The sequence below is a fragment of the Streptomyces phaeofaciens genome, assembly GCF_014648915.1.
GTDB classification, from domain to species: Bacteria; Actinomycetota; Actinomycetes; order Streptomycetales; family Streptomycetaceae; genus Streptomyces; species Streptomyces phaeofaciens.
In genome coordinates, this window is record NZ_BMSA01000002.1 from 145,615 (window position 1) to 171,342 (window position 25,728).

General features: G+C 71.4%; 24 protein-coding genes. 15 read left to right on the forward strand and 9 right to left on the reverse strand.

All coding sequences use genetic code 11. The features are described 5' to 3' along the window. Position 1 precedes the first annotated feature (1 nt). The 12 genes from IE275_RS04155 to IE275_RS04210 all read left to right on the forward strand — a co-directional run bounded on the left by IE275_RS04155 (position 2) and on the right by IE275_RS04210 (position 14,309). Positions 2-1,219, forward strand: coding sequence for an N-acylneuraminate cytidylyltransferase (locus tag IE275_RS04155; protein WP_189707635.1), 1,218 nt, complete (start codon positions 2-4; stop codon positions 1,217-1,219). Positions 1,220-1,232: 13 nt separating this feature from the next. Further along, positions 1,233-2,171, forward strand: a complete 939-nt coding sequence (locus IE275_RS04160) for an N-acetylneuraminate synthase family protein (protein ID WP_189707637.1) — start codon at positions 1,233-1,235, stop codon at positions 2,169-2,171. Positions 2,172-2,245: 74 nt separating this feature from the next. Continuing rightward, positions 2,246-3,322, forward strand: a complete 1,077-nt coding sequence (locus IE275_RS04165; RefSeq protein WP_189707639.1) for a hypothetical protein — start codon at positions 2,246-2,248, stop codon at positions 3,320-3,322. 468 nt (positions 3,323-3,790) lie between these two features. Then, positions 3,791-5,047, forward strand: a complete 1,257-nt coding sequence (locus IE275_RS04170) for an amidohydrolase (protein ID WP_189708672.1) — start codon at positions 3,791-3,793, stop codon at positions 5,045-5,047. Positions 5,048-5,352: 305 nt separating this feature from the next. Next, positions 5,353-6,390 carry a BMP family lipoprotein gene (locus IE275_RS04175; protein WP_229870094.1) on the forward strand — a complete coding sequence of 346 codons (1,038 nt, stop codon included), beginning with the start codon at positions 5,353-5,355 and terminating at the stop codon, positions 6,388-6,390. A 240-nt stretch (positions 6,391-6,630) separates the two neighbouring features. Further along, a complete protein-coding gene (locus IE275_RS04180) occupies positions 6,631-7,683 on the forward strand; it encodes a BMP family lipoprotein (RefSeq protein WP_189707641.1) in 1,053 nt (350 codons plus the stop codon). 236 nt (positions 7,684-7,919) lie between these two features. After that, positions 7,920-9,590, forward strand: a complete 1,671-nt coding sequence (locus tag IE275_RS04185) for an ABC transporter ATP-binding protein (RefSeq protein WP_189708676.1) — start codon at positions 7,920-7,922, stop codon at positions 9,588-9,590. Beyond that, a complete protein-coding gene (locus IE275_RS04190; protein WP_189707643.1) occupies positions 9,587-10,702 on the forward strand; it encodes an ABC transporter permease in 1,116 nt (371 codons plus the stop codon). The genes IE275_RS04185 and IE275_RS04190 overlap by 4 nt, the downstream gene beginning before the upstream one ends. Next, positions 10,702-11,964 (forward strand): ABC transporter permease, encoded by a 1,263-nt coding sequence (locus tag IE275_RS04195; RefSeq protein ID WP_189707645.1) that lies wholly within the window; start codon positions 10,702-10,704, stop codon positions 11,962-11,964. Before IE275_RS04190 ends, IE275_RS04195 begins: the two co-directional genes overlap by 1 nt. Continuing rightward, the gene (locus IE275_RS04200; RefSeq protein WP_189707647.1) at positions 11,961-12,362 is read left to right on the forward strand and encodes a cytidine deaminase; all 402 of its coding nucleotides are present in this window, start codon (positions 11,961-11,963) and stop codon (positions 12,360-12,362) included. The genes IE275_RS04195 and IE275_RS04200 overlap by 4 nt, the downstream gene beginning before the upstream one ends. Positions 12,363-12,457: 95 nt before the next feature. Further along, on the forward strand, positions 12,458-13,741 hold the full coding sequence (locus IE275_RS04205; protein WP_189707649.1) for a thymidine phosphorylase: 1,284 nt from the start codon (positions 12,458-12,460) through the stop codon (positions 13,739-13,741). A 220-nt stretch (positions 13,742-13,961) separates the two neighbouring features. After that, positions 13,962-14,309 carry an STAS domain-containing protein gene (locus IE275_RS04210; RefSeq protein WP_189707651.1) on the forward strand — a complete coding sequence of 116 codons (348 nt, stop codon included), beginning with the start codon at positions 13,962-13,964 and terminating at the stop codon, positions 14,307-14,309. Here the strand turns inward: IE275_RS04210 and IE275_RS04215 are convergent. From IE275_RS04215 to IE275_RS04225, 3 genes are all read right to left on the reverse strand, one after another. Next, complete coding sequence (locus IE275_RS04215; RefSeq protein ID WP_189707653.1) at positions 14,193-15,218, reverse strand: sigma-70 family RNA polymerase sigma factor; 1,026 nt, start codon at positions 15,216-15,218, stop codon at positions 14,193-14,195. The genes IE275_RS04210 and IE275_RS04215 overlap by 117 nt on opposite strands. Before the next feature lie 110 nt (positions 15,219-15,328). Then, the gene (dnaN, locus tag IE275_RS04220) at positions 15,329-16,444 is read right to left on the reverse strand and encodes a DNA polymerase III subunit beta (RefSeq protein ID WP_189707655.1); all 1,116 of its coding nucleotides are present in this window, start codon (positions 16,442-16,444) and stop codon (positions 15,329-15,331) included. An 88-nt stretch (positions 16,445-16,532) separates the two neighbouring features. After that, positions 16,533-17,810, reverse strand: coding sequence for an MFS transporter (locus IE275_RS04225; RefSeq protein ID WP_189707657.1), 1,278 nt, complete (start codon positions 17,808-17,810; stop codon positions 16,533-16,535). 63 nt (positions 17,811-17,873) lie between these two features. On the opposite strand from IE275_RS04225, the gene IE275_RS04230 reads away from it, so the two are divergent. Further along, entirely contained in the window at positions 17,874-18,827 is a 954-nt protein-coding gene (locus IE275_RS04230; protein ID WP_189707659.1) for a LysR family transcriptional regulator, read from the forward strand. 137 nt (positions 18,828-18,964) lie between these two features. Here IE275_RS04230 and IE275_RS04235 read toward each other — a convergent pair whose 3' ends face one another. Further along, complete coding sequence (locus tag IE275_RS04235) at positions 18,965-19,729, reverse strand: alpha/beta hydrolase (protein WP_189707661.1); 765 nt, start codon at positions 19,727-19,729, stop codon at positions 18,965-18,967. 113 nt (positions 19,730-19,842) lie between these two features. Here IE275_RS04235 and IE275_RS04240 point away from each other — a divergent pair, with 113 nt between their 5' ends. Together IE275_RS04240 and IE275_RS04245 are read left to right on the forward strand one after the other, a co-directional pair. Continuing rightward, on the forward strand, positions 19,843-21,006 hold the full coding sequence (locus IE275_RS04240) for an adenosine deaminase (protein ID WP_189707663.1): 1,164 nt from the start codon (positions 19,843-19,845) through the stop codon (positions 21,004-21,006). Between the two features lie 137 nt (positions 21,007-21,143). Beyond that, positions 21,144-21,509 (forward strand): ATP-binding protein, encoded by a 366-nt coding sequence (locus IE275_RS04245; RefSeq protein ID WP_189707665.1) that lies wholly within the window; start codon positions 21,144-21,146, stop codon positions 21,507-21,509. 77 nt (positions 21,510-21,586) lie between these two features. Here the strand turns inward: IE275_RS04245 and IE275_RS04250 are convergent, their stop codons facing one another. From IE275_RS04250 to afsQ1, 5 genes are all read right to left on the reverse strand, one after another. Continuing rightward, positions 21,587-21,790 (reverse strand): PspC domain-containing protein, encoded by a 204-nt coding sequence (locus IE275_RS04250; protein WP_189707667.1) that lies wholly within the window; start codon positions 21,788-21,790, stop codon positions 21,587-21,589. 92 nt (positions 21,791-21,882) lie between these two features. Beyond that, a complete protein-coding gene (locus tag IE275_RS04255; RefSeq protein WP_189707669.1) occupies positions 21,883-22,434 on the reverse strand; it encodes a VanZ family protein in 552 nt (183 codons plus the stop codon). Positions 22,435-22,582: 148 nt separating this feature from the next. Further along, positions 22,583-23,188 (reverse strand): hypothetical protein, encoded by a 606-nt coding sequence (locus IE275_RS04260; RefSeq protein WP_189707671.1) that lies wholly within the window; start codon positions 23,186-23,188, stop codon positions 22,583-22,585. Next, entirely contained in the window at positions 23,185-24,771 is a 1,587-nt protein-coding gene (locus IE275_RS04265; protein WP_189707673.1) for an ATP-binding protein, read from the reverse strand. The genes IE275_RS04260 and IE275_RS04265 overlap by 4 nt, the downstream gene beginning before the upstream one ends. Next, positions 24,768-25,445 carry a two-component system response regulator AfsQ1 gene (gene afsQ1 / locus IE275_RS04270; protein ID WP_175522268.1) on the reverse strand — a complete coding sequence of 226 codons (678 nt, stop codon included), beginning with the start codon at positions 25,443-25,445 and terminating at the stop codon, positions 24,768-24,770. Before afsQ1 ends, IE275_RS04265 begins: the two co-directional genes overlap by 4 nt. Positions 25,446-25,728 lie beyond the last annotated feature (283 nt).

Consider the following 25,728-nt stretch of genomic DNA (forward strand, 5'->3'; position numbering starts at 1 on the left):
CATGTCCGACTCAGCAGCCGGGGTACGCCGCGTCCTCGCCGTGATCCCCGCGCGCGGCGGCTCCAAGGGCGTCCCCGCGAAGAACCTCGCCCCGGTCGGCGGCGTCCCGCTGGTCGCGCGGGCGGTCCGCGAGTGCCGGGCCACCCGGCTCGTCACCGACGTGGTCGTCTCCACCGACGACCAGGCCATCGCGGCCGCGGCCCGCGAGGCGGGCGCCGAGGTCGTGCTGCGGCCGGCCGCCATCGCCGGCGACACCGCCACCTCCGAGGCGGCCGTCCTGCACGCGATGGACGCCCACGAGGCCCTGCACGGCAGCCCGGTCGACGTGGTCCTGCTCGTCCAGTGCACCAGCCCCTTCCTGGTCCGCGAGGACGTCGACGGCGTCGCCGGCGCGGTCGCCGAGCAGGGCGCGGACAGCGCGGTGACCGTGGCCCCCTTCCACGGCTTCGTCTGGCGCCACTCGGACGAGACCAGCGAGGGCGGCTTCGGCGTCAACCACGACAAGTCCTTCCGCCCCCGCCGCCAGGACCGCCCCCAGGACTTCCTGGAGACCGGCGCCGCCTATGCGATGGACGCGGCCGGCTTCCGCACGCACCGGCACCGCTTCTTCGGCCGTACCGAGCTCGTCCGCACCGACCCGGCACGCGTCCTGGAGATCGACGACCAGCACGAACTCGCGCGGGCCCGCGCCCTGGCGCCGCTCTTCGACGCGGACCGGCCCGGCGCCCTGCCCGCCTTCGACGACATCGACGCGGTCGTCCTCGACTTCGACGGCACCCAGACCGACGACCGGGTGCTGATCGACTCCGACGGACGGGAGTTCGTCTCCGTCCACCGCGGGGACGGCCTCGGCATCGCCGCCCTGCGCCGCAGCGGCCTGAAGCTGCTGATCCTCTCGACCGAACAGAACCCGGTCGTCGCCGCCCGGGCCCGGAAGCTCAAGCTCCCGGTCCTGCACGGCATCGACCGCAAGGACCTCGCACTCAAGCAGTGGTGCGAGGAACAGGGCATCGCGCCGGAGCGCGTGCTCTACGTCGGCAACGACGTCAACGACCTCCCCTGCTTCGCCCTCGTGGGCTGGCCGGTGGCGGTCGCGAGCGCCCACGACGTGGTACGCGGCGCCGCACGCGCGGTCACCACCCTGCCCGGTGGCGACGGCGCGATCCGGGAGATCGCCGGCTGGATCCTCGGACCTTCTCTCGACACCCTCCCCCAGTAAGGACATCTCCACCATGAGCACCAACTCCCGTCTGCGCACGTTCGGTTCCCGCGAGGTCGGCCCCGGCCGCCCCGTCTACATCTGCGGCGAGATCGGCATCAACCACAACGGTGAGCTCGAGAACGCGTTCAAGCTGATCGACGCCGCCGCCGAGGCCGGCTGCGACGCCGTGAAGTTCCAGAAGCGCACCCCCGAGATCTGCACCCCGCGCGACCAGTGGGACATCGAGCGCGACACGCCGTGGGGCCGGATGACCTACATCGACTACCGCCACCGCGTGGAGTTCGGCGAGGACGAGTACCGCAAGATCGACGAGTACTGCAAGGAGAAGGGGATCGACTGGTTCGCCTCCCCGTGGGACACCGAGGCCGTCGCCTTCCTGGAGAAGTTCGACGTCCCCGCCCACAAGGTCGCCTCCGCCTCCCTCACCGACGACGAGCTGCTGCGCGCCCTGCGCTCCACCGGCCGCGCCGTCATCCTCTCCACCGGCATGTCGACCCCGAAGCAGATCCGCCACGCGGTCGAGGTCCTGGGCAGCGACAACATCCTCATGTGCCACGCCACCTCGACCTACCCGGCGAAGGCCGAGGAGCTCAACCTCCGCGTGATCAACACGCTGGAGAAGGAGTTCCCGAACGTCCCGATCGGCTACTCCGGCCACGAGACCGGCCTCCAGACCACGCTGGCCGCGGTCGCCCTCGGCGCCGCCTTCGTCGAGCGTCACATCACCCTCGACCGCGCGATGTGGGGCTCCGACCAGGCCGCCTCCGTCGAGCCGGGCGGCCTCACCCGCCTCGTCCGCGACATCCGCACCATCGAGGCCTCCCTCGGCGACGGCGTCAAGAAGGTCTACGACTCCGAGCTGGGCCCCATGAAGAAGCTGCGCCGGGTGTCCGGCGTCGTCGCGGAGGCCGAGATCGCCGCCGCGGCGGGCGAGCCGGTCGCGGTCTGACGGCCCCGACCGCCTCACAGCGCTGACTGCCTGACTGCCTGACTGCCTGACGAAGACGGGACGGTCCTACGACGATGAGCCCCCGCGCCGGCACGAACACCGGCACCACCCCCCACACCCTCGCGTTCGTCGAGAGCCCGGTGCAGCTGCTCAACGTGCTCGAATGGGCGCACGCCCAGGAGGAGCCCGGCGCGGGGCTCACCGTCGTCGTCCTGTCCCCGACCGACCCCATGACCCGCGGACAGCTGCGCCGCATGGCCGAGCTGGCCCGCGGGGAGGGCCACGCGGTCCGCTGGGAGGAGGCGCGCGGCGGTACGGCGGCTCCCTTCCGCACCATCGGCGGGCTGCGCCGGCTGCTGCGCCGGGCCGGACGGGTGGTCATGGGAGACCCGTTCTCCCGGTACGTGCAACTGCTGCTGACCATCACCCGCGCCTCCGACCTGGTCGTGGTCGACGACGGCACGGCCACCATGGAGTTCGTCGGCCAACTCGCCCGCGGCGAAAGGCTCGTGCGCTGGCACCGCAAGGGCGGCCGGCCCGGTCCCCGCGACGTGCTGTTCGCCCCGGTGTCCTCGGCGGCCCGCCGCCGGCTGACGCCGGGCGGGGGGCGCCGGGTGGAGGTCTTCTCCTCCATGCCGATGAAGGAGACCCCCGACGGGGTCGCCGTCACCGCCAACACCTTCGCCTGGACCCGCGCCCGCTTCGGCCCGCCGCGGGTGACCAAGGGCGCGGACATGGTGGGCACGTCCCTGGTGGAGACCGGCGTGGTGGACGCGGACCGCTACCTGGAGGCGGTAGGGGCGCTCGCCCGCGCCCACGGCGCCACCCGCTACTTCGCCCACCGCCGGGAGAGCGCCGACAAGCTCCACCGGCTGGCCGTGGAGACGGGCCTGGAAGTGGTCCGCCCCGACCTTCCCCTGGAGCTGATCGCGCGCCGGGGCCCGATCGGCCGCACCGTTCTCAGCTTCCCCTCCACGGTCGTCCACACCCTGCCCCTCGCCCTGTCCGGCACGGACGTCCGCGTGGCGGTCTGCGACATCGACCCGGCCTGGCTGACGGAACACGCCTCGCCCCGGGCCCACGGCTTCCTCTCCGGTGTGACGGGCACCGCACGGGACGTACACCGGCTGGCGTCGGTGAGCGTGGTCTGAGGCCGGTACGGGCCGGGGACGAGGGCCGCCCCGCCGTCGGGTGACCGTCCGGTTCGAGGGGCGCCGGGCGCCCGCCGGACCCGGTCTGTCGTCCGAACGGCCCAATCCGCCGGGGCAGCTTCTCCCGGGGCGGCTCCCGCCCCCGCCGGTGGCTCGGCGTGGTGGAGCGGTGGCACGGGGGAGCGGTTCCGCCATCCGGACCCGGTTCCGGTACGTGGACAGCTCCGCACCCGTGGGGCGTGCCGTGGTATGCGTGGAGGAAACGAAGAGAGTGACGGGTACGGATCCAGGCTCCCCATCACAGGACCCATTCCATGATCCGCTCGGCCGGAAAACCGCCCGAGTTTACCCACCCCCCACAGCAGCCATGCGCCGCGCGGCCAATTTTTCTTCCCCTAAGGGTTGAAGTTTTGTTGATCGTGGGTCAGTTGACCGTCTCGGCGTCCTACCCTTCAGAGGGTGAAGCAATTGACGTCCCGAGAGTCCGAGGCCGAACCCGCCGGGGAAGGCGTGCCCCCCGGAACCCTTCCCGGCACCCTGCCGGAAGCCCTGCGCGCAGAGCTCGTCGCGTTCCGTCGCGACATGCACATGCACCCCGAGCTGGGCAATCAGGAGTTCCGCACGACCGCGGCGATCAAGGCCCGCCTGGAGAAGGCAGGTCTTGCGCCGCGCGTACTTCCCGTCGGGACTGGCCTCATCTGTGACATCGGGACCGAGGACGGCACCGGGATCGGGGACACGCCGATCTTCGCCATGCGCGCCGACATCGACGCGCTGCCGATCCCGGACACCAAGACCGAGTGCGCCTACCGGTCGACCGTGCCCGACCGCGCCCACGCCTGCGGCCACGACGTGCACACCACCGTCGTCCTCGGCGCCGGACTCGTCCTCGCCGAGCTGCACCGGCAGGGCCGGCTCCCGCGGCCCGTGCGGCTGATCTTCCAGCCCGCCGAGGAGGTGCTGCCGGGCGGCGCCGCCGACGCCATCGAGGGCGGCGCGCTGGACGGCGTCGGCCGGATCATCGCCGTGCACTGCGACCCCCGGGTGGACGCCGGGCGGATCGGGCTGCGCGAGGGCGCCATCACCTCCGCCTGCGACCGGCTGGAGATCGCCCTGGACGGGCCCGGCGGCCACACCGCCCGCCCGCACCTCACCACCGACCTGGTGACCGCCGTCGCCCGGGTCGTCACCGACGTGCCCGCGCTCGTCGGCCGGCGCGTCGACACCCGGGCCGGGCTCGCGGTGACCTGGGGCCGGATCGAGAGCGGACACGCGCCGAACGTCATCCCGCAGCACGCCGAGCTGTCCGGCACCGTCCGCTGCCTGGACATCGAGGCGTGGCGGCAGGCCCCGGACATCGTCGTCGCGGCGATCGACGAGGTCGCCAACCTGCACCGCGCCAAGTCCGAGATCAACTACGTGCGCGGGGTCCCGCCGGTCGTCAACGACGCCGAGGTCACCGGCCTGCTGCGCGACGCCATGGCGGCCCGGCGCGGCGAGGCGTCGGTCGAGAACACCGAGCAGAGCCTCGGCGGGGAGGACTTCTCCTGGTACCTGGAGCGGGTGCCGGGCGCCATGGCCCGGCTCGGCGTCCGGCCGTCCGGCGAGCGCACCGTGCGCGATCTGCACCAGGGCGACTTCGACGCCGACGAGCACGCGATCACGGTGGGCGTGGAGCTGTTCACGGCGGCAGCGCTCCTGGACGCGGCGACCAGGACGGCTTGAACACGGGAGGAAGGGGTGCCCGAAAGGCGCCTCTTCCTCCCGTTGTGTCACCCACCTGTAACCCCGAGGACGCGCTTGTAACGCAAGGGCGGCACGGTTCGGTAACGGGAGCGAGAAACCCCGTTCCCCTCGCCTTCTACGCGCGTTACTGTGCGCCGAAATAGCCACCGGGAACGGCTTGTTGTGGGGAGCCTTCACGGAACGGCGCCACCAAGGGGAAAGCGGGCCGGTGACGGCGCCGTGGGGATGAAGGGGTGCTTGCTGTGCGTCTCATATCTCGGAGGACCAGATTCTCCCAAGCAGCGGTGACCGTCGCGGTCATCGCCCTCGCGGCCACCGGCTGCGGTGAGTCCAGCACCGGCTCCAAGGCGAGCGACACGGAGTCGTCGTCGTCCGGCGCGTACAAGGGCAAGGGCATCGGCCTCGCGTACGACATCGGCGGCAAGGGCGACCAGTCGTTCAACGACGCCGCCTACGCCGGTCTCCAGAAGGCCGAGAAGGAGTTCGGCATCACGGGCCGGGACGTCGAGCCGCAGGACGGCGAGACCGACGCGGACAAGATCCAGCGCCTCACCCAGCTGGCCCAGGCCGGCTACAACCCGGTGATCGGCGTCGGCTTCGTCTACGGGCCGGCCGTCAAGGAGGTCGCCGCCAAGTTCCCCAACACCACCTTCGGGATCATCGACGACGAGACCGTCCAGGCGAAGAACGTCGCCGACATGGTCTTCCACGAGGAGCAGGCCTCCTACCTGGCCGGTGTCGCCGCCGCCAAGGCCTCCAAGAAGGGGCACATCGGCTTCATCGGCGGTGTGGACATCCCGCTGATCCACAAGTTCGAGGCCGGCTACATCCAGGGCGCCAAGTCCGTCGTCCCGAACATCAAGATCGAGTCGCAGTACCTCACCGAGACGCCCCAGGAGGGCGGCTTCTCCAGCCCCGACAAGGGCAAGGACGCGGCGAGCGGCCAGATCGAGGCCGGCGCGGACGTCATCTACCACGCGGCCGGTCTCTCCGGTCAGGGCGTGATCACCGAGTCCGCCGCCAAGAAGGTGTGGGCCATCGGCGTCGACTCCGACCAGTACAACCAGAGCGCGCTGGCCTCGTACAAGGACTACATCCTCGGCTCGGCGCTGAAGAACGTCGGCGGCGCGGTCTACGACCTCGTGAAGTCCGTCGTGGACGGCAAGCCGCTGTCCGGCGTGGTCCGTGGCAGCCTCTCCAACGACGGTGTCGGGTTCGCCGACTCCAACCCGAAGTACAAGGCGATGACGGACGTCGTCGCGGCCGTCGAGAAGGCCGAGAAGGACATCGTCGACGGCAAGGTCACGGTCAACACCAAGTAACGCCGCGTTACGGGCCGCACGGGCCCGCACGGCCCCCGGCTACGCCCTTACGGGCGTCCTTGCAGCCCATACGCCCCTTGCCTCCCGCAAGGGGCGTACTGCTGTCCGTAATCTGGGATGCAACTGTGGCCACAGGTCGATAACGGAGCGGACAGAAGGGTTTTTCCCCCCGGTCTACGCGCGTTACGCTGCGGCGGAACCAGCGCCTGGTAAGGGCGCATGCACAAAGGAGTCAGTTCCATGCGCCGGGTGTCCCGAATCGCGGCCGCGGGTGTTGCCACCGCAGCCCTCGCCGTGTCCGTTTCCGCCTGTGGAAGCTCGTCCACGTCGTCCTCCTCGTCCGAGAGCAGCGACAAGAACCTGGGCCTCGCGCTCGCGTACGACGTCGGCGGCAAGGGCGACCAGTCCTTCAACGACGCCGCCACCGCCGGCCTGGACCAGGCCGACAAGGAGTTCGGCTACAAGTCCACCGCGGTCGAGCCGCAGGACGGCGAGTCCGACGCGGACAAGGTGCAGCGCCTGGAGAACCTCGCCAAGCAGGGTTACAACCCGGTGATCGGCGTCGGCTTCGCCTACGCGCCGGCCGTCAAGGAGGCCGCGGCCAAGTACCCGAAGACCACCTTCGGCATCGTCGACGACGAGCAGATCAAGGCCGACAACGTCGCCGACCTCGTCTTCCACGAGGAGCAGGCCTCCTACCTCGCCGGTGTGGCGGCCGCCAAGGCCACCAAGTCCGACGTCGTGGGCTTCATCGGTGGCGTGGACGTCCCGCTGATCCACAAGTTCGAGGCCGGCTTCAAGCAGGGCGTCGAGGACACCAAGAAGGGCGTCACGGTCAAGTCGCAGTACCTGACCGAGACCGCCGCCGAGGGTGGCTTCTCCAGCCCGGACAAGGGTGAGAGCGCCGCCGACGGCCAGATCGACGCCGGTGCGGACGTCATCTACGCCGCCGCGGGCCTCTCCGGCCAGGGTGTCATCAAGGCCGCCAACGCCAACGACGTCTGGGCGATCGGCGTCGACTCCGACCAGTACAAGCAGGACGCGCTGAAGGCCTACAAGGACTCGATCCTGACCTCGGCCATGAAGAACGTCCAGGGCGCGGTGTACGACCTGGCCAAGTCCGTCGAGGACGGCAAGCCGCAGACCGGTGTCGTCCGCGGCAGCCTGGAGAACGGCGGCGTGAGCGTGTCGAACTCCAACCCGACCTTCGCCGACAACGCCGACATCCAGGCCGCGATCAAGAAGGCCGAAGAGGGCATCAAGGACGGCAGCATCACCGTCAAGACCTCCTGACCCGGTAACTCGACCGGTCAGAGGCATTGGCCAATAGCGCGCTGCAATGACAGCGTTACGGCCACGGAACGGGGCACGGGAACCATGGACGTACTCGTGCCCCGTTCGCGCGGCAGAATGCTCGGAACGGATCGAGACTTGATCGAGGGATTGATCAAGGTCGATCAGGTCCGGGCACTATTTAAAGCAGGGGCGCTACGCGCGTAGAGCGGCCCCTTTTTCAAGGAGAGTGCGCCATCGACGCGTCCAGCAGCCCTCCGCTCACCGCACAGTCGACGATCGCGGTTGAGCTGGCGGGGATCACCAAGCGCTTCCCCGGTGTCGTCGCCAACCACGACATCCACCTGGCTGTCCGCAAGGGCACCGTGCACGCCCTGGTCGGCGAGAACGGTGCCGGCAAGTCGACCCTGATGAAGATCCTCTACGGCATGCAGAAGCCGGACGAGGGCACCATCGCGGTCGACGGCGAGCAGGTCAGCTTCTCCAGCCCCGCGGACGCCATCACCCGCGGTATCGGCATGGTCCACCAGCACTTCATGCTGGCCGACAACCTGACCGTCCTGGAGAACGTGGTGCTGGGCAGCGAGAAGCTGTACGGCATCGGCGGCAACGCCCGCAAGAAGATCAAGGAGATCTCCGACCGCTACGGGCTCGGCGTACGCCCCGACGCCCTGGTCGAGGACCTCGGTGTCGCCGACCGCCAGCGCGTGGAGATCCTCAAGGTCCTCTTCCGCGGCGCCAAGACCCTCATCCTCGACGAGCCGACCGCCGTCCTGGTCCCGCAGGAGGTCGACGCGCTCTTCGACAACCTGCGCGAGCTGAAGGCCGAGGGCCTCTCCGTCATCTTCATCTCCCACAAGCTGGGCGAGGTCCTCTCCGTCGCCGACGACATCACCGTCATCCGGCGCGGTACGACCGTCGGCACGGCGGTGCCGTCCGAGACCACCCCGCGCCAGCTCGCCGAGATGATGGTCGGCAGCGAACTGCCCACCCCGGAGACCGCCGAGTCCACGGTCACCGACCAGGCCGTCATCACGGTCGCGAACCTCACCGTCTTCGCCAGCGGCGGCGCCTCGCTGGGCACCGAGGCCGAGCCCACCGGCGGCATCACGCTGGCCCCCGAGGGCGGCGAGATCAAGCGCGTCCTGGACGACGTCAGCTTCACCATCCACGCCGGCGAGGTCATGGGCATCGCCGGTGTCGAGGGCAACGGCCAGACCGAGCTGATCGACGCGCTGATCGGCACCAAGAACGCCGACTCCGGCACCCTCGCCTTCCTCGGCGAGGACATCACCCCCTGGTCCACCCGCAAGCGCCGCGAGTCCGGCGTGGGTTACATCCCCGAGGACCGCCACCGCCAGGGCCTGCTCCTGGAGGCCCCGCTCTGGGAGAACCGCATCCTCGGCCATGTCACCGAGGCCCCCAACGCCAAGGGTTTCTGGCTGAACCCCAAGGGCGCCCAGGACGACACCCGCCGGATCGTCGAGGAGTTCGACGTCCGCACCCCCGGCATCGACGTGACGGCCGCCTCCCTCTCCGGCGGCAACCAGCAGAAGCTGATCGTCGGCCGCGAGATGAGCCACAACCCGAAGTTCCTGATCGCCGCCCACCCCACCCGCGGTGTGGACGTCGGCGCTCAGGCCCAGATCTGGGACCGCATTCGGGAGGCCCGCCGTGAGGGCCTCGCCGTCCTGCTGATCTCCGCCGACCTGGACGAGCTGATCGGCCTGTCGGACACCCTGCGGGTGATCTACAACGGCAGGCTGGTCGCGGACGCCGACCCCGCCACCGTCACCCCGGAGGAGCTGGGCTCGGCCATGACCGGCGCCGCGACCGGTCACCTGGAGCACCAGGACACCGCGGACACCACCGAGGAAGCTGCCGGTCCGGAGGACGAGGCCCGATGAAGAAGTTCGACAAGGAGCGTCTGCTCCTCGCCGTGGCCGGCCCGGTCATGGCGCTCGTCGCGGCGATCCTGCTGACCTCGGTCGTGCTGATCGCCTCCGGCAAGAGCCCGATCGAGCCGTACACGCTCATGCTGGAGCAGATCGGCTACTCCGACGTCCAGGTCCTGATCGTCAACCAGGCGTCGCTGTACTACATCGCCGCCCTGGCGGTCGCCCTCGGCTTCCGCATGAACCTCTTCAACATCGGCGTCGACGGCCAGTACCGCCTCGCCGCGATGACGACCGCGGTGGTCGGCGCGCACATGGACCTGCCGGCCTTCCTCCAGGTCCCGCTGCTGCTGCTGGTCGCCGCCCTCACCGGTGGCATCTGGGCCGGTGTCGCGGGCGTCCTGAAGGTCACCCGGGGTGTCAGCGAGGTCGTCGCGACGATCATGCTGAACGCCATCGCCACCAGCCTCATCGCCTACCTCACCCTCCCCGAGGTCTTCGGCGAGCTGGTCGGCGACAACAAGACGACCGGCCTCATGAAGGAGTCCGGCTGGGTCCCGGGCATCGACCTCGGCCAGGACGTCGGCGAGATCTACGGCCTGGTCTTCCTCGCCATCGCCCTCGGCCTCGTCTACTGGATCGTCCTCAACCGCACCCGCTTCGGCTTCGACCTGCGCGCCACCGGTGAGTCCGAGTCCGCCGCCGCCGCCTCCGGCGTCGACGCCAAGCGCATGATCCTCACCGTGATGATCGTCTCCGGCGCCGTCTCCGGCCTCGCCGGACTCCCGCTGCTGCTCGGCGACGCCCACACCTACAGCCTGAGCTTCCCCACGGGCGTCGGCTTCACCGCCATCGGTATCGCCCTGCTCGGCCGCAACAACCCCGGCGGCATCGCGCTCGCCGCCCTCCTGTGGGCCTTCCTCGACAAGGCGTCCCCCGCCCTCGACTACGCGACTCCCGAGCCGTACGAGAAGGAGATCGCGACGATCATGCAGGGCCTGATCGTCTTCGCGGTCGTCATCTCCTACGAGGTCGTCCGCACCTGGGGTCTGCGCCGCCAGCAGAAGCGCGTCGGTGAGGAACTCGCCGCCGCCGCGAACACCAAGAAGGAGGTGGCGGTCTGATGAGCACCGCGACCATCGCGAAGCCCAAGGGCAAGCAGCCCGGCAAGGGCGGCCGCCGGATGTCGCTGCCGGTCCTCCTACTGGTCATCTCGGGCGTGCTGATCCTGACGTCGGTCGTCCGCCTGATCACCGGCGCGGACGGCATCACGTCCACCGGCCAGATGTCCACCGCGCTGCGCGCCGCCGTACCGATCGGCCTCGCCGGCCTCGGCGGTCTGTGGGCCGAGCGGGCGGGCGTCGTCAACATCGGCCTCGAAGGCATGATGATCCTCGGCACCTGGTTCGGTGCCTGGGCCGGCTACCAGTGGGGCCCGTGGACCGGTGTCGTCTTCGGCATCGCCGGCGGCGCCATCGGCGGCCTCCTGCACGCCATCGCCACCGTCACCTTCAGGGTCAACCACATCGTCTCCGGTGTGGCGCTGAACATCCTGGCCCTGGGCACCACCCGCTACCTGTCGAAGTTCACCTTCGAGGACGCCCCGCAGGGCTCCTCCAAGCAGTCCCCGCCGATCGACTCGCTGGGCACCTTCGACATCCCCGGCCTCTCCAGCTGGCTGGAGACCCTCAACGACAAGCACTGGTTCCTGATCTCCGACCTGGCCGGCCTGGTCGGCGGTCTGATCACCAACCTGTCGCCGCTCACCGTCGTCGCCGTCGCCCTGGTCCCGGCCACCTGGTACGTGCTGTGGCGCACGTCCTTCGGCCTGCGGCTGCGCTCCTGCGGTGAGAACCCGGTCGCCGCCGAGTCCCTCGGCGTCAACGTCTACAAGTACAAGTACATCGCCGTGATCATCTCCGGCGGCTTCGCCGGCCTCGGCGGCGCGTTCCTGTCCATCGTGGCCTCGAACGTCTACCTGGACGGCCAGACCGCCGGCCGCGGCTACATCGGTCTCGCCGCGATGATCTTCGGCAACTGGATGCCGGGCGGCCTCGCCCTCGGCGCGGGCCTGTTCGGCTACACCGACAGCCTCAACCTGCGCGGCGGCGCCACCAACGTCCATGCGCTGATCCTGCTGATCGCGATCCTGCTGGTGGCCGGCGTGGCCTACCTGGCGTGGAAGAAGAAGTACGTCCCCGCCGCGATCACCGCCGCCGTCTCGGCCCTGATGTTCATCTGGTACGTCAGCACGGACGAGGTCCCGAACCAGGTCGTCACGGCCACCCCGTACGTGGTCACCCTGCTGGTCCTCTCCCTCTCCGCCCAGCGGCTGCGCATGCCGAAGGCGGACGGTCTGCCGTACCGGAAGGGACAGGGCAAGTGACCCCCGCCGTCGCCACGGCCGACTGGGAGAAGCTGCGCGCGGTGGCCCAGGACGCCATGTCCCGGGCGTACGCCCCGTACTCCGGCTACCCGGTCGGTGTGGCGGCCCTGGTCGACGACGGCCGGATCGTCTCCGGCTGCAACGTCGAGAACGCCTCGTACGGACTCGGGCTGTGCGCCGAGTGCGGGCTGGTCTCGGAGCTCCAGAACACCGGTGGCGGCCGGCTCACGCACTTCACCTGCGTGGACGGCCGGGGCGAGATCCTCGTCCCGTGCGGCCGCTGCCGGCAGCTGCTGTTCGAGTTCGGCGGCCCGGACCTGCTGCTGGAGACGCCGGCGGGGATCCTGACGCTGGCGGAGATGCTTCCGCAGGCCTTCGGTCCCGACCATCTCAGGTAACTCCCGTGCGGCCCCTCTGACCGGCGCAGATCCGACCGGCACAGAGGGGCCGCGCACTTTTCTGCACCATCTTCTGGAACCTCGGAAGGAAAGCCATGGCCATGGACGCCATCTCCGTCATCCGCACCAAGCGTGACCGCGGTGAGCTCGCCGACGAGCAGATCGACTGGGTGATCGACGCCTACACCCGCGGCGAGGTCGCCGACTACCAGATGGCCGCCCTCAACATGGCGATCCTGCTCAACGGCATGAACCGCCGCGAGATCGCCCGCTGGACGGCCGCGATGATCGCCTCCGGCGAGCGCATGGAGTTCTCCTCCCTGTCCCGCCCGACCGCCGACAAGCACTCCACCGGCGGCGTCGGCGACAAGATCACCCTCCCGCTGGCCCCGCTCGTCGCGGCCTGCGGCGCGGCGGTCCCGCAGCTGTCGGGTCGCGGCCTCGGCCACACCGGCGGCACGCTGGACAAGCTGGAGTCGATCCCCGGCTGGCGGGCGCTGCTGTCGAACGAGGAGATGCTGCACGTCCTCGACACCACCGGCGCGGTGATCTGCGCGGCCGGCGACGGCCTGGCCCCCGCGGACAAGAAGCTCTACGCCCTGCGGGACGTCACCGGCACGGTCGAGGCGATCCCGCTGATCGCCTCCTCGATCATGTCGAAGAAGATCGCCGAGGGCACGGGCTCGCTGGTCCTGGACGTGAAGGTCGGCACGGGCGCCTTCATGAAGACGATCGAGGACGCGCGCGAACTGGCCTCGACGATGGTGGGCCTCGGCACGGACCACGGCGTGAAGACCGTGGCCCTGCTGACGGACATGTCCACCCCTCTCGGCCTCACGGCGGGCAACGCGCTGGAGGTCCGTGAGTCGGTGGAGGTGCTGGCGGGCGGCGGCCCGGCGGACGTGGTGGAACTGACCGTCGCGCTCGCCCGCGAGATGCTCGACGCGGCCGGCGTGAAGGACGCGGACCCGGCGAAGGCGCTGGCCGACGGCTCGGCGATGGACGTCTGGCGCCGCATGATCGCGGCCCAGGGCGGCGATCCGGACGCGGAGCTGCCGGTGGCGCGCGAGCAGCACGTGGTGAAGGCGGCCGCCTCCGGCGTCCTGACCCGTCTGGACGCCTACGACATCGGCATCGCCGCCTGGCGCCTCGGCGCGGGCCGCGCCCGCAAGGAGGACCCGGTGCAGGCCGGCGCCGGCGTCGAGCTGCACGCCAAGCCCGGCGACACCGTCACCGAGGGCCAGCCCCTGCTGACCCTCCACACGGACACCCCGGAGCGCTTCGACTACGCCCTCCAGGCGGTCGAGGGTTCGTACGACATTGCCGCGCCGGGCACGTCGTTCACGGCGTCGCCGGTGGTGCTGGAACGTATTGCCTGACCTGAGGTTTCCCCCTTCGGGTGAACGGGATCGGTGGACCTCCACCCGTCCCGTTCACCTTCTGTTGGATGGCACCCATGGCTCAGCCTCGCCAAGTTCGGTGAGCCTCTCGTACTGCCGGCCCCGTTCGACGTCACCATCGACACTGGCGAGTTTCCTGCGGAGCAGGACCCGCCCGATGAGTTGAGCCCTGCCCCGGGGTCTACCGGACGTGGACCCCATGACACCGCCCGTGCTTGCCCTGACCGGCCCTGCCACCCCCGAACGGGTGGCGGGCCTCGCCGACGACGTGCGGGCGTTGCTGGACGCCGCAGGGGGCGGTGGGGTCGTCGTCTGCGATGTGGGCGGGATGGGACCGCCGGGTCTGGCCGCCGTCGATCTGCTGGCCCGGCTCCAGCTGGCCGCCCGCCGGGCCGGAGGCCGGATACGGCTGCGGGACCCCGATCCCGCCCTACGCGCCCTGCTCGACCTCGTCGGACTCCGCTTCGAGGTGGAGGGGGAGGTCGAAGAGCGGGAACCAGCGCTGGGTGTCGAGATAGAAGTGGAACCCGGTGAGGCGGCCGTCTGAGATCTCCAGGATCTGGATGGCCCAGGGCGTGAAGCCGCCGTTCTCCGGGTCCGGCTTGTACTGGGCGAACCCCGGCAGGCCGTTCACCTCGACGGGCAGCAGGCGCGAGCCCTCGCACGCCGAGCCGATCGTCGTCATGAAGCCCGCGATGTCGTCGTGGCCGGTCAGCCACAGGTCGAACGGCGGCATCGTCATGATGGCGTCCTCGTGGAGCAGGGCCGTCAGCGCCGTCATGTCGTAGCCCTCGAACGCCGCCACATAGCGTTCGAGGAGCTTCTGCTGCTCCTCGTCCAGCGGGTTCGACACCGCCGCGTCCGCGCCCGCCTCGGAGCGCTCGGCGAGCGTCGCCCGCGCCCGCTGCAACGCGCTGTTGACCGAGGCGACCGAGGTGCCGAGCAGCTCGGCGACCTCGCTCGCCTTCCACGCCAGCACCTCCCGCAGGATCAGCACCGCCCGCTGCTTCGGCGGGAGCTGCTGGAGCGCGGCCATGAACGCCAGGCGCACCGACTCCTTGGCGACCGCCGCCTCCGCCGGGTCCTCCACCGTGGGCAGTACGCGGGTGTCCGGCATCGGTTCCAGCCAGGTGTGGTCGGGACGGGGGGAGAGGGCCGCCTGGGCCAGGGGAGTGGATTCGGAGAGGTCCATCGGCCGCGCCCGTTTGTTGCCCGCCGTCAGCATGTCCAGGCAGACGTTCGTCGCGATCCGGTACAGCCACGAGCGCAGGCTGGAGCGGCCCTCGAACTTGTCGTAGCTCCGCCAGGCACGCACCAGGGTGTCCTGCACCGCGTCCTCGGCCTCGAAGGAGGAGCCGAGCATGCGGTAGCAGTACCCGGTCAGCTCGACCCGGTGCTTCTCCAGCCTCGCGTCGAGGTCCTCGACCGTCGCCGTCGCGGCCCTGCCGTCACTCATCGTCGTCCACCCGCCCCTGTGGCCGTTCTGTCACGCGCCTGTGCGCCCCAGCACTTCGGAAGCTACCGCAGCCCACTGACAATGGCCCGCCGAGTTGGTGAAAGCGCAGGTCAGACCAGCTGCTTCACGGACATCAGAAGGTGCTGGTGGGCCGCCGACGCGTCCGCCGGGGCCAGCAGCGCCCGCTGCCCCGTCCCGAGCAGCTGCATGCGCAGCGCGGGCGCCTCGAAGGAGGCCAGCGCGTCCAGCAGGTACGCCGGACCGAAGGCGACGGTGACCTCGTCGGCCCCGGTCAGGACGGCCGGCAGCCGCTGGACGGCCACGTCGTCGCCGTACCCGGCGCGCAGCAGCACCGACTCCGCCGAGAAGTCCAGCCGCACCGGACTGTTCGCCTCCGCCACCACCGCGACCCTGCGCACCGCCTCCGTCAGCGCCTCGCGCTCCACCTCGGCGACCGCCGCCCCCGCCATGTCGAACAGCGTGCCGTAGCCCGGAAGCCGTCCGTCCAGCCGCCGCAGCACCGTCCGCATCGGTCCGCCCTCGAAGCCGATCGGACCGCTTGCGGCGGCCGGGTCGAGGCCCACCCGCACGGTTCCGCACCGCCCGAGCGCCCGCGCCACGTCCAGCAGCCGCCGCGCCGGAACGAGGGCCTCCACCACACCGCCGGCGTCGGCCTCCGCCTTCCACTCCAGCCGCCGTACCGCGTACCGGTAGCGGTCGGAGGCGGACAGGGTCATCTCGTCGCCGTCCAGCCGCAGCTGCACCCCGGTCAGCACGGGAAGCGTGTCGTCACGGCCCGCCGCCACCGCGACCTGGGCGACGGCGGTGGCGAACGCGGCCGCGTCCACGCTGCCGTACGCCCGCGGGGGCGGGGGCGCGGCCGGGTACTCCTCGCGCGGCAGGGTGGACAGGCCGAAGCGGGTGCCGCCCGCCTCGACCGTGAACCGTGTCCCGTCCAGGGCGCAGACCACCGGCCCGTCCGGCAGGACCTTGCAGATGTCCAGCAGCCGCCGCCCGAGGACCAGCACCCGGCCGTCGGCCGTCACCTCGGCGTCGGTCCCGATCCGGGCCGCCGTCTCGAAGTCGAAGCCCGACACGGTCAGCCGCCCCGCCGACGCCTCCAGCAGCAGCCCGCCCAGCACCGGCACCGGTGTCCGGGCGGGCAGGGCGCGGGCCGCCCGGCCCACCGCCTCGACGAGGTCACCGCGCTCGACCCTGAACTCCATGAACGAACCCCCTGTGCACGACCGGACGTCAGTGGCCGCGGAGGCTATCCGGGACCACTGACAACGGGCCGTGAGCAGGGGGGAACGATCAGGCCGCGACGAGGGCCTCGCGGCGTGCCGCCCGCGACCCGAAGACCGTGATCGTCACGACACCGAGCACCGCCAGCACACCCACCCCGACCGTGCCGGCCCAGCCGCCGGCGTGGAAGGCGATCGCCCCGACCGTGGAACCGGCGCTGGAGCCGATGTAGTACGCCGACTGGTAGAGGGCGGAGGCCTGCGCGCGGCCGGTGGTGGCCGTCTTGCTGACCGCGGAGGACGCCACCGCGTGCCCCGCGAAGAACCCCGCCGTGATCAGCACCAGACCCAGCAGCACCAGGGCCAGGGAGTCGGCCAGGGAGAGGAGCAGGCCCGCCGCCGTGGTGCCGCCCGCCAGGTAGAGCGCCCCGCGCCGGCCCAGCCGGCCGACCAGCCGGCCCGCCGTGGACGCCGACACCGTACCGACCAGGTACACCAGGAAGATCGAGCCGACGACACCCTGCGGGAGGGAGAACGGGGCCTCGGTCAGCCGGTAGCCGATGACCGTGTACACACCGCCGAAGACGGTCATGAACAGCGCGCCGATCGCGTACAGCCGGCACAGCAGCGGGTCGGCCAGGTGGCCGCGGACCGTGCGGACCAGGGCGCCGGGCCGCAGCGACCCCGGCGTGAAGTGCCTCGGCGCCGGGAGCAGCAGCCGGAACGCGATCGCGCAGCCCACCGCCAGCACGCCGATCACCGCGACGGCGGCCCGCCAGCCCCACTCCTGCGCGACCCAGCCGGTGATGACCCGGCCGCTCATGCCGCCGACGCTGTTGCCCGCCACGAACAGACCGATCGCCGTGACCAGCGCCCTGGGCCGGACCTCCTCCGCGAGGTACGCGGTCGCCGACGCCGGCAGCCCGGCCAGGGCCGCGCCCTGCACCGCCCGCAGCACCACCAGGGAGCCGAGCGAGGGTGCGAGGGGCACCAGCAGTCCCACGGCCACCGCGACCGCCAGCGAGGCCGTCATCACCGTACGGCGGCCGTAGCGCTCGGAGAGGGCGCTCATCGGCAGCACGAACAGCGCCAGTCCGCCGGTGGCCGCCGCGACCGTCCAGCTCGCCTCGCTCGCCGCCACCCCGAAGTCGCCGGAGATCAGCGGCAGGAGCGCCTGTGTGGAGTACAGCAGGGCGAAGGTCGCCACGCCGGCGAGGAAGAGCGCGAAGCTCATCCGGCGGTAGCCGGGACCGCCGGGGGCCATCCGGGAGTCGGCGGAGGGGAGGGAGGAGGGGACGGACGAGGCGGCGCCCACGATCGTGGACGCCCCGGTACTGGCGGGAGACATGCCTCGAAGGTACGGACGCCCCGGCTCATCCGTCCAATGCATGGAATCGACATAATCGTTCCCATGGAGCATCAGCAGAGGTCACAGCCCCGACTGTCACCGTCCGGTGACACAGAAGACATGGTGATGTCGCTGGCGCCGAGGCTCGCGTACTTCGCCGGCGTCGCCCGCACCGAGCACGTCACCCGCGCCGCCCAGGAGATGAACGTCCCCCAGTCGACGCTCTCCCGGGCGATCGTCCGTCTCGAACAGGACCTGGGCGTCGACCTGTTCGCCCGCCGCGGCCGCACGGTCTCCCTGACCCCCGCCGGCCGCACCTTCCTCACCTCCGTCGAGCGCGCTCTCGCCGAGATCGAGAGGGCCGCCGACGAGGTCCGTGCCGACGCCGACGCGGCCACCGGCAAGGTCGCGTTCGGCTTTCTGCACACCATGGGCGCCGAGACGGTCCCCGGCCTGATCCACGCCTTCCGCGCCGACCATCCCCGGGTCCGCTTCAGCCTCGTGCAGAACCACGGCGAGGCGATGCTCGAAGGCCTTCGGGCCGGCGAACTGGACCTCTGCCTGACCTCCCCGGTCCCGGACGCCCCCGACCTGGTCGCCCGCCGTCTGGACGAACAGAAGCTCCGCCTGGTCGTCCCCGCCGAACACCGCCTCGCCGCCCGCAGGCGGGTCCGCCTCGCCGAGGCCGCCGACGAGACCTTCGTGACCCTGGAACCCGGCTACGGCCTGCGCCGCATCACCGACGACCTGTGCAAGGAGGCCGGCTTCCGCCCGAGGGTCGCCTTCGAGGGAGAGGAGGCGGAGACCCTGCGGGGGCTGGTGGCGGCGGGGCTGGGGGTCGCGCTGCTGCCCCCGCCCGCCGTGGCCCGCCCGGGGGTGGTGGAACTGACGGTCACGACCCCGAGGGCGATCCGGGAGATCGGCGTGGCGTGGCTGGACGGCCACCCGGACACTCCGCCGGTGGCGGCCTTCAAGAAGTTCCTGCTGTCGAGAAGGGGGAACCTGCTGCCGACCTGAGGGGCGGCAGCGGGCACGGGCGATCTGTGGGGCGGCAGCGGGCACGGGCCGATCCGTGGGGCTGCGTCAGGGAGGCGGACCCGAGGCCCGGCCGGGCGCGCGGCCTCGGGTCCGGCGCGCGCGGGGCGCGGCCGTCGCTACCGTCCCCGCAGCGACCTCCCGAACCCCACCGCCAACGGCATCCGCAGCCCCAGCGGCGGCGGAGCCGCGAGCGCGTCCTCCACCGGCCGCGAGAGCCCCCGCCCGAACAGCATCCCCATCGTGAAGTCCGCCGCCAGTGCGTGCACTTCGTCCCGGTACTGGTGTAAACCGTGGCCGTCGGCGTGCACTTCGAACCGGCACACGTCCCGGTTCGCCTTCTTCGCCCGCGCCGCCAGCCGGAAGGACAGCTCGGGATCGCTGCGCTCGTCGTTCGTGCCGTGCACGATCATCACGCGGCGCCCCACCAACTGCTTCACCGGTTCGGGCGGCGCGGCCACGTCGTCCTCCGGCAGCCAGGGGGCGAGGGCCAGCACGGAGTTGACGGCCTCATGGCCCGCGGCGCGCAGCGCGGCCCGCCCGCCCATACCGACCCCGGCCAGGCACACGGGAACGTCCCCGTACCGCCGGACGATCTCGTCCGCCGCCCAGGCCGCGTCCGCCGCGAGATGCGCCTCGCTGCCGTTCCAGCCGCGGTAGCGGTAGTGGACGACATGGGCGGCCAGGCCCTCCTCGTGTCCCGCCCTGGTGAGGGTGCGCCCCAGGGCGCGGACGGAGGCGGCCGCCCACATCGGGGATGGTCTGCGGCCGGAGACCTCCTCGCCGCCGGGGAGCAGCAGCACCACCGCGCTCACCGTCGTCGGCTCGGGGCCGAGCGCCCTTCCCAGCCGGGCCGTTCGGACCGGTGTCGCTTGCTGTGCCATGACAGAACAGTGTCAGAAACGTCGGTGTACTCCACCCGTCCGTGCGGTCACCGTTACGTATCGGCGGAGTTGTACAACGCGCGATCTACGCGCGTAGGAGTTAGAGTGCGGAAATGACGAGCCAGAGCATCCCAGCGGGCGACACCCCGAGCACGGACCAGATCCGGCGGGCGCCCAAGGTTCTGCTGCACGACCACCTCGACGGCGGGCTGCGCCCCGGCACCATCGTCGACCTCGCCCGGGACACCGGGTACTCCCGACTCCCCGAGACCGACCCCGACAAGCTCGGCATCTGGTTCCGCGAGGCCGCCGACTCGGGTTCCCTGGAACGGTACTTGGAGACCTTCTCGCACACCGTCGGCGTGATGCAGACCCGGGACGCGCTCGTCCGGGTCGCCCGCGAGTGCGCCGAGGACCTCGCCGAGGACGGTGTCGTCTACGCCGAGGTGCGCTACGCCCCCGAGCAGCACCTCGACGGCGGGCTGACCCTCGAAGAGGTCGTCGAGGCCGTCAACGAGGGCTTCCGCGAAGGCGAGCGGACGGCCCGTCAGAACGGTCACCGGATCCGGGTGGGCGCCCTGCTCACCGCCATGCGGCACGCCGCCCGCGCCCTGGAGATCGCCGAACTCGCCAACCGCTACCGGGACCTGGGCGTCGTCGGCTTCGACATCGCTGGCGCGGAGGCGGGCTTCCCGCCCACCCGGCACCTGGACGCCTTCGAGTACCTGAAGCGGGAGAACAACCACTTCACCATCCACGCGGGCGAGGCCTTCGGGCTGCCGTCCATCTGGCAGGCCCTCCAGTGGTGCGGCGCCGACCGGCTCGGCCACGGGGTGCGCATCATCGACGACATCGAGGTCACCGCCGACGGCGCGGTGAAGCTCGGCCGGCTCGCCTCCTACGTCCGCGACAAGCGGATCCCGCTGGAGATGTGCCCGTCCTCCAACCTCCAGACCGGCGCGGCCGCCTCCTACGCCGAGCACCCGATCGGGCTGCTGCGCCGGCTGCACTTCCGCGCGACGGTCAACACCGACAACCGGCTGATGTCCGGCACCAGCATGAGCCGGGAATTCGAGCACCTTGTCGACGCATTCGGCTACTCGCTCGACGACCTGCAATGGTTCTCGGTCAATGCTATGAAGTCAGCATTCATTCCTTTCGATGAACGACTCGCGATGATCAATGACGTGATCAAGCCCGGTTATGCCGAGCTGAAGTCCGAATGGCTGTTCCAGCAGACCGCCTCCACCAGCGGTTCTGTGGTCTCGGGCGACTGATCGTACTTTTCCTCGGGAGCGGAATGCGGACGGACATTCACCATCCGTCCGCATTTCGATGTTTGCGGCCTCCCCCGCCCCGTGTTTACGGTCGGGGACCGATCGGTTCCCGTATCCCACTCGAGGACGCATTCATCATGAAGCAGTCTGCTGCCAAGACCCTCGGCGTCGCCGCCCTCGGTGCCGCCTTCGCCGCCGTCGGTGCGGGTGCCGCGAACGCGGCCCCGGCCGTCCCGGACGCCACGCAGGCGCTGGGCTCGGTCACCAAGCCCGTGGAGAACGCCACCAAGCTGCTCCCGGGTGCCGGCAAGGTGCTGGAGCAGGCCAAGCTGGAGCAGGCCCAGCCCGCGCTCTCCGCCGGTGTCGCCGCCGTGCAGCCGGCCGCCGAGCAGGCGCTCGCCCAAGGGCCGACCAAGCCGGTCGCCGGCCTCCTCGGCGGCCTCCCGGTCGGCAAGGGCCTGCCCACGCACGGCCTGCCGGTCAACGGGATCCCGCTGGGCTGACCCCGCGCACCACACGCCGTCGGGGCGCCCCCCAGCACGAGGGGGGGGCGCCCCGACGGCGTTCGTACGGACGGCCGTCACCAGGCCGTGCGCGCCGCCTTCCCCTCCGAGGGCAGCAGGATCCACAGCGCTATGTAGAGCAGGAACTGCGGGCCGGGCAGCAGGCAGGAGAGCAGGAAGATCACGCGCATCGTCGTCGCGGAGGTGTCGAAGCGCCGGGCCAGCGCGGCGCACACTCCGCCGATCATGCGGCCGTGGGTGGGGCGGGCGAGGCGGGACATCTGGGCTCCTTCGTGAGCGTCGGTCGAGGCGGCCCTTCCGGCTGCCTCATCTGTGCTCAACGCTACGGAGACAAAGACGGAGAAGCGTCGCTCTACGGGGCGATCCCGACCCTCGGAATTCTCGGGGTCCGACCCTGAGCCCCTTCCTCCGGGCGGACCGCCGTCCACCCCCGCCGCTCGTCCCTGCGGCGCAGCGCCCTGCGGACCGCCGGCACCACCGCGGCGTGCGCCAGAGCCACGCCCACGGTGTTCAGCAGCAGCGAGTCCACATCCACGACCCGGCCCGGCACCCCGGTCTGGAGCAGCTCGATGCCCAGCGACAGCAACGCGCCCGCCGTGACCGTACGGACCAGGGAGGCCAGCGGCGACACCCGGAGCCTGCCGTGCGCCAGCGGCAGCAGCACCCCCAGCGGCGCCAGCAGCGCCAGCCCCTCACCGATGCGCAGGGCCGCCTCGGGCCAGCCCAGCCGGAGGTCGGCGCGGATCCCGGCGAAGGGGTGCAGGTTACTGGGCATCACCCAGGGCACGTTCAGCGGGCGCAGCGTGCACCAGGCGACGAACGCGAGGTGGGCGACCAGGAGGAGAATCCCGGTCGCGCGGAGACGGATCGCGGCGCTGCCGCCGATGGAGCCTTGACGCTGCACGCCCCCCAAGACGCGCCCCTCGGCACGATCGGTTCCGGCATCCCGCACGGCAGCGGGATGAGTCCTCCGCCACACGGGTGCGCCGGGGCCCACGGCGCTTCGCGCGCCCGCCCGGCCACCGGTCCCCGGCGCGCCTGCCGGAGGCCCGTCAGCCGCCGTCCGCGACCTCCGACGAGGGCGGCTCCGCGCTGCCCGGACGGGACCGCACCTCGTCCGTGCACTCGTAGCGGCGCAGCGGATCGGAACCGGGACCGCCCAGGATCACCGAGCCGTCGCCCTCGGCCGCCGCCGAGTCGGAGAACGTGCACACCACCTGGGCGAGCGCGTACGAGGTCAGACCGCCCGGTGCCGTGCTCAGCCGCAGCGCGTCGTCGGGGTCGTCGGGGCCCGGCCCGCTCACCGTCATCCCGCCGCGCACGTCCGTGGTGTACCCGGCCTCCTTCTCGGCCGCGGACGGCGACTCGGCGAGCTGGTCGAGCAGGCCCTGCGCCACCAGCGCGCGCCGCTCGGTGTCCGCCGCGCCCGCCGTCACCCGCATCGCGCGGTCGACGGCCACCAGCGACGAACCGCACAGCAGGAACACCTGCACGGGCACCCCGCGCGCGGCCTGCGTCGTCACGTTCGGCTCGGCGAGCGAGCAGCGCACCCGGGAGGGCGCGGGCCCGAAGTCGGTCGGGACCTCGGTCGCCCGGATCCCGCAGCCGGTGAGCACAGCGGCCAGCAGCGGCAGGGCGAGCAGCCGGCGTACCTTCATCGAGCGTTCCCCTTCGTGTCCGGAGCGGAGTGCCCGGACGGCCCGGCCTGCTCGCCCTGTTCCGCCGGCTCGGAGGCGCCCCGCGGCAGCCGCAGCGTGAACACCGCGCCGCCCTCGGGGGAGTTGGCGGCGGTGATCTCGCCGCCGTGGATGTGGGCGTTCTCCATCGCGATGGACAGTCCCAGACCGCTGCCCTCGGAGCGCGGCCGGGAGGCGCTCGCCTTGTAGAACCGGTCGAAGACGTGCGGCAGCACCTCCTCCGGGATGCCGGGCCCGTGGTCGCGCACCGCGATGACGACCTCGTCCCGCGCCGCCGCCACCGACACCCGCACCGGCGAACCGCCGTGCTTGAGGGCGTTGCCGATCAGGTTGGCCAGGATCACGTCCAGCCGGCGCGGGTCGAGCCGGGCGTGGATGCCGCGCTCGGCGTCGAGATCGACCGCGTCCAGCCAGGCGCGCGCGTCGATGCAGGCGGTGATCTGGTCGGCGACGTCGACGTCGTCCAGGACCAGCCGCGCGGTCCCCGCGTCGAAGCGGGTGACCTCCATCAGGTTCTCGACGAGGTTGTTGAGCCGCCGGGTCTCGCTGACCACCAGCCGGACGGCCGGCTCGATCATCGGGTCGATGCTGCCCGACTCGGCGTCCAGCTCCTCCTCCAGCACCTCGGCGACGGTGGTGATGGCGGTCAGCGGGGTGCGCAGCTCGTGCGACATGTCGGCGACGAACCGCCGTGAGGCCTCGTCCCGCGCGGCCATGTCGTCGACCCGCTTCTCCAGCGCCTCCGCCGTCCGGTTGAACGTCCGTGACAGATCGGCGAGTTCGTCCGTCCCCGACACCCGCAGCCGGGTGTCCAGCCGTCCCTCGCCCAGCCGTCGCGCGGCGACGCCCAGCCGGTGCACCGGCTTCAGCACGGTCGTGGCGGCGGCCTGCGCGAGCAGCGCGGCCCCGATCAGCGCGAGCCCGGTGGCGATCCCCAGCGACCAGGCCAGCGAGTTGAGGTCCTTGGCCTCCGGCTCCAGCGACTTGCGCATGTACCCGGTCGGCCCGCCCCCGATCACCCGCGTCCCGGCCACCAGATACGGCGTCCCGTGGTCCACGACCCGCTGCCAGTACAGGTGGTACGGCGACTCGTTGCCGTCCCCGACGTCCTGCTGCTTGTTCACCGCCCGGCGCAGCGACTCGGGCACGTCCTCCAGGGAGAACCCGTTCAGCCCGCCGGAACTGCCGTACACGGTCTTGCCGGTGGACTCCTCGCCGACCAGCAGCACACTGAACCGCTGGCTGCTGTTGGCCATCTGCCCGGCGGTGTGCAGGAGTTCGTCCTGCGAGGGGTGCTCGGGCAGCGAACCCGCCCGGTTCTGCATCTCCTGCTCGAAGTCCCGCAGCACCGCGCCCTGGGTACGGGTGAGCACGGCCTCGCGGTTGAGCCAGTACGCGATGCCCGAGGCGGACACGGCGGCGGTCAGCGCCACGGCTCCGAAGACCACGACGAGCCGCAGTCGCAGACTGGTGAACCGCAGGCGTGCCAGCTTTCCCTTGCGTACCGCGGTCCAGCCGCGGAACCCCCCCTGCTCGTGCGTCACTGAGGGGCGTCCAGGCGATAGCCGACCCCGCGCACGGTACGGATCAGCGTCGGGGACGACGGCACGTCCTCGACCTTGGCGCGCAGCCGCTGGACGCAGGCGTCCACCAGCCGGGAGTCGCCCAGGTAGTCGTGCTCCCACACCAGGCGCAGCAGCTGCTGGCGCGACAGGGCCTGACCGGGCCGCCGGCTCAGTTCGAGCAGCAGCCGCAGCTCGGTCGGGGTGAGCTGGAGGTCCTCGCCGTTCTTCGTCACGGTCATCGCCGCACGGTCGATGACCAGGCTGCCGAAGGTCGCCGCGTCGGTCGACTCGCGCTCCCCGCGGCGCAGCACGGCCCGGATCCGGGCGTCCAGCACCCGGCCCTGCACGGGCTTGACCACATAGTCGTCGGCGCCGGACTCCAGCCCGACGACCACGTCGATGTCGTCGCTGCGCGCGGTCAGCAGGATGATCGGCAGCTGGTCGGTGCGCCGGATGCGCCGGCACACCTCGAAACCGTCGATGCCGGGCAGCATCACGTCCAGGACGATCAGATCCGGCCGCTGCTCGCGCAACAGCTTCAGACCGTCCTCACCGCTCGCAGCGGTCGCCACACGGTGCCCCTGGCGCGTCAGTGAGAGCTCCAGGGCCGTACGGATGGCGTCGTCGTCCTCGATCAGCAACAGGGAAGGCACGGGCTCATTCTGGCCCATGAGGGGGCTGTCGTTCGACCCGTGGGGCGCCGATCTTGTTCGGGACCCGGTGCGGGAGGCCGTCGAGGGGTGAACCGGACGGCGTACCGCCGGCGTCTGTGAGGTGACTGTGATGCCGCGGTGACAGGCCCCTGTGACAGGTCTGTGACAGTCGGCGGACACCGCCATGAAGTGGGGTGGGCAAGCTTTTCGGCACAGGCAAGGCAGCACCACGAAAGCCGGGCCGACGCTACAGACCGAACACCGGAAGTCCACGACGGGGGGC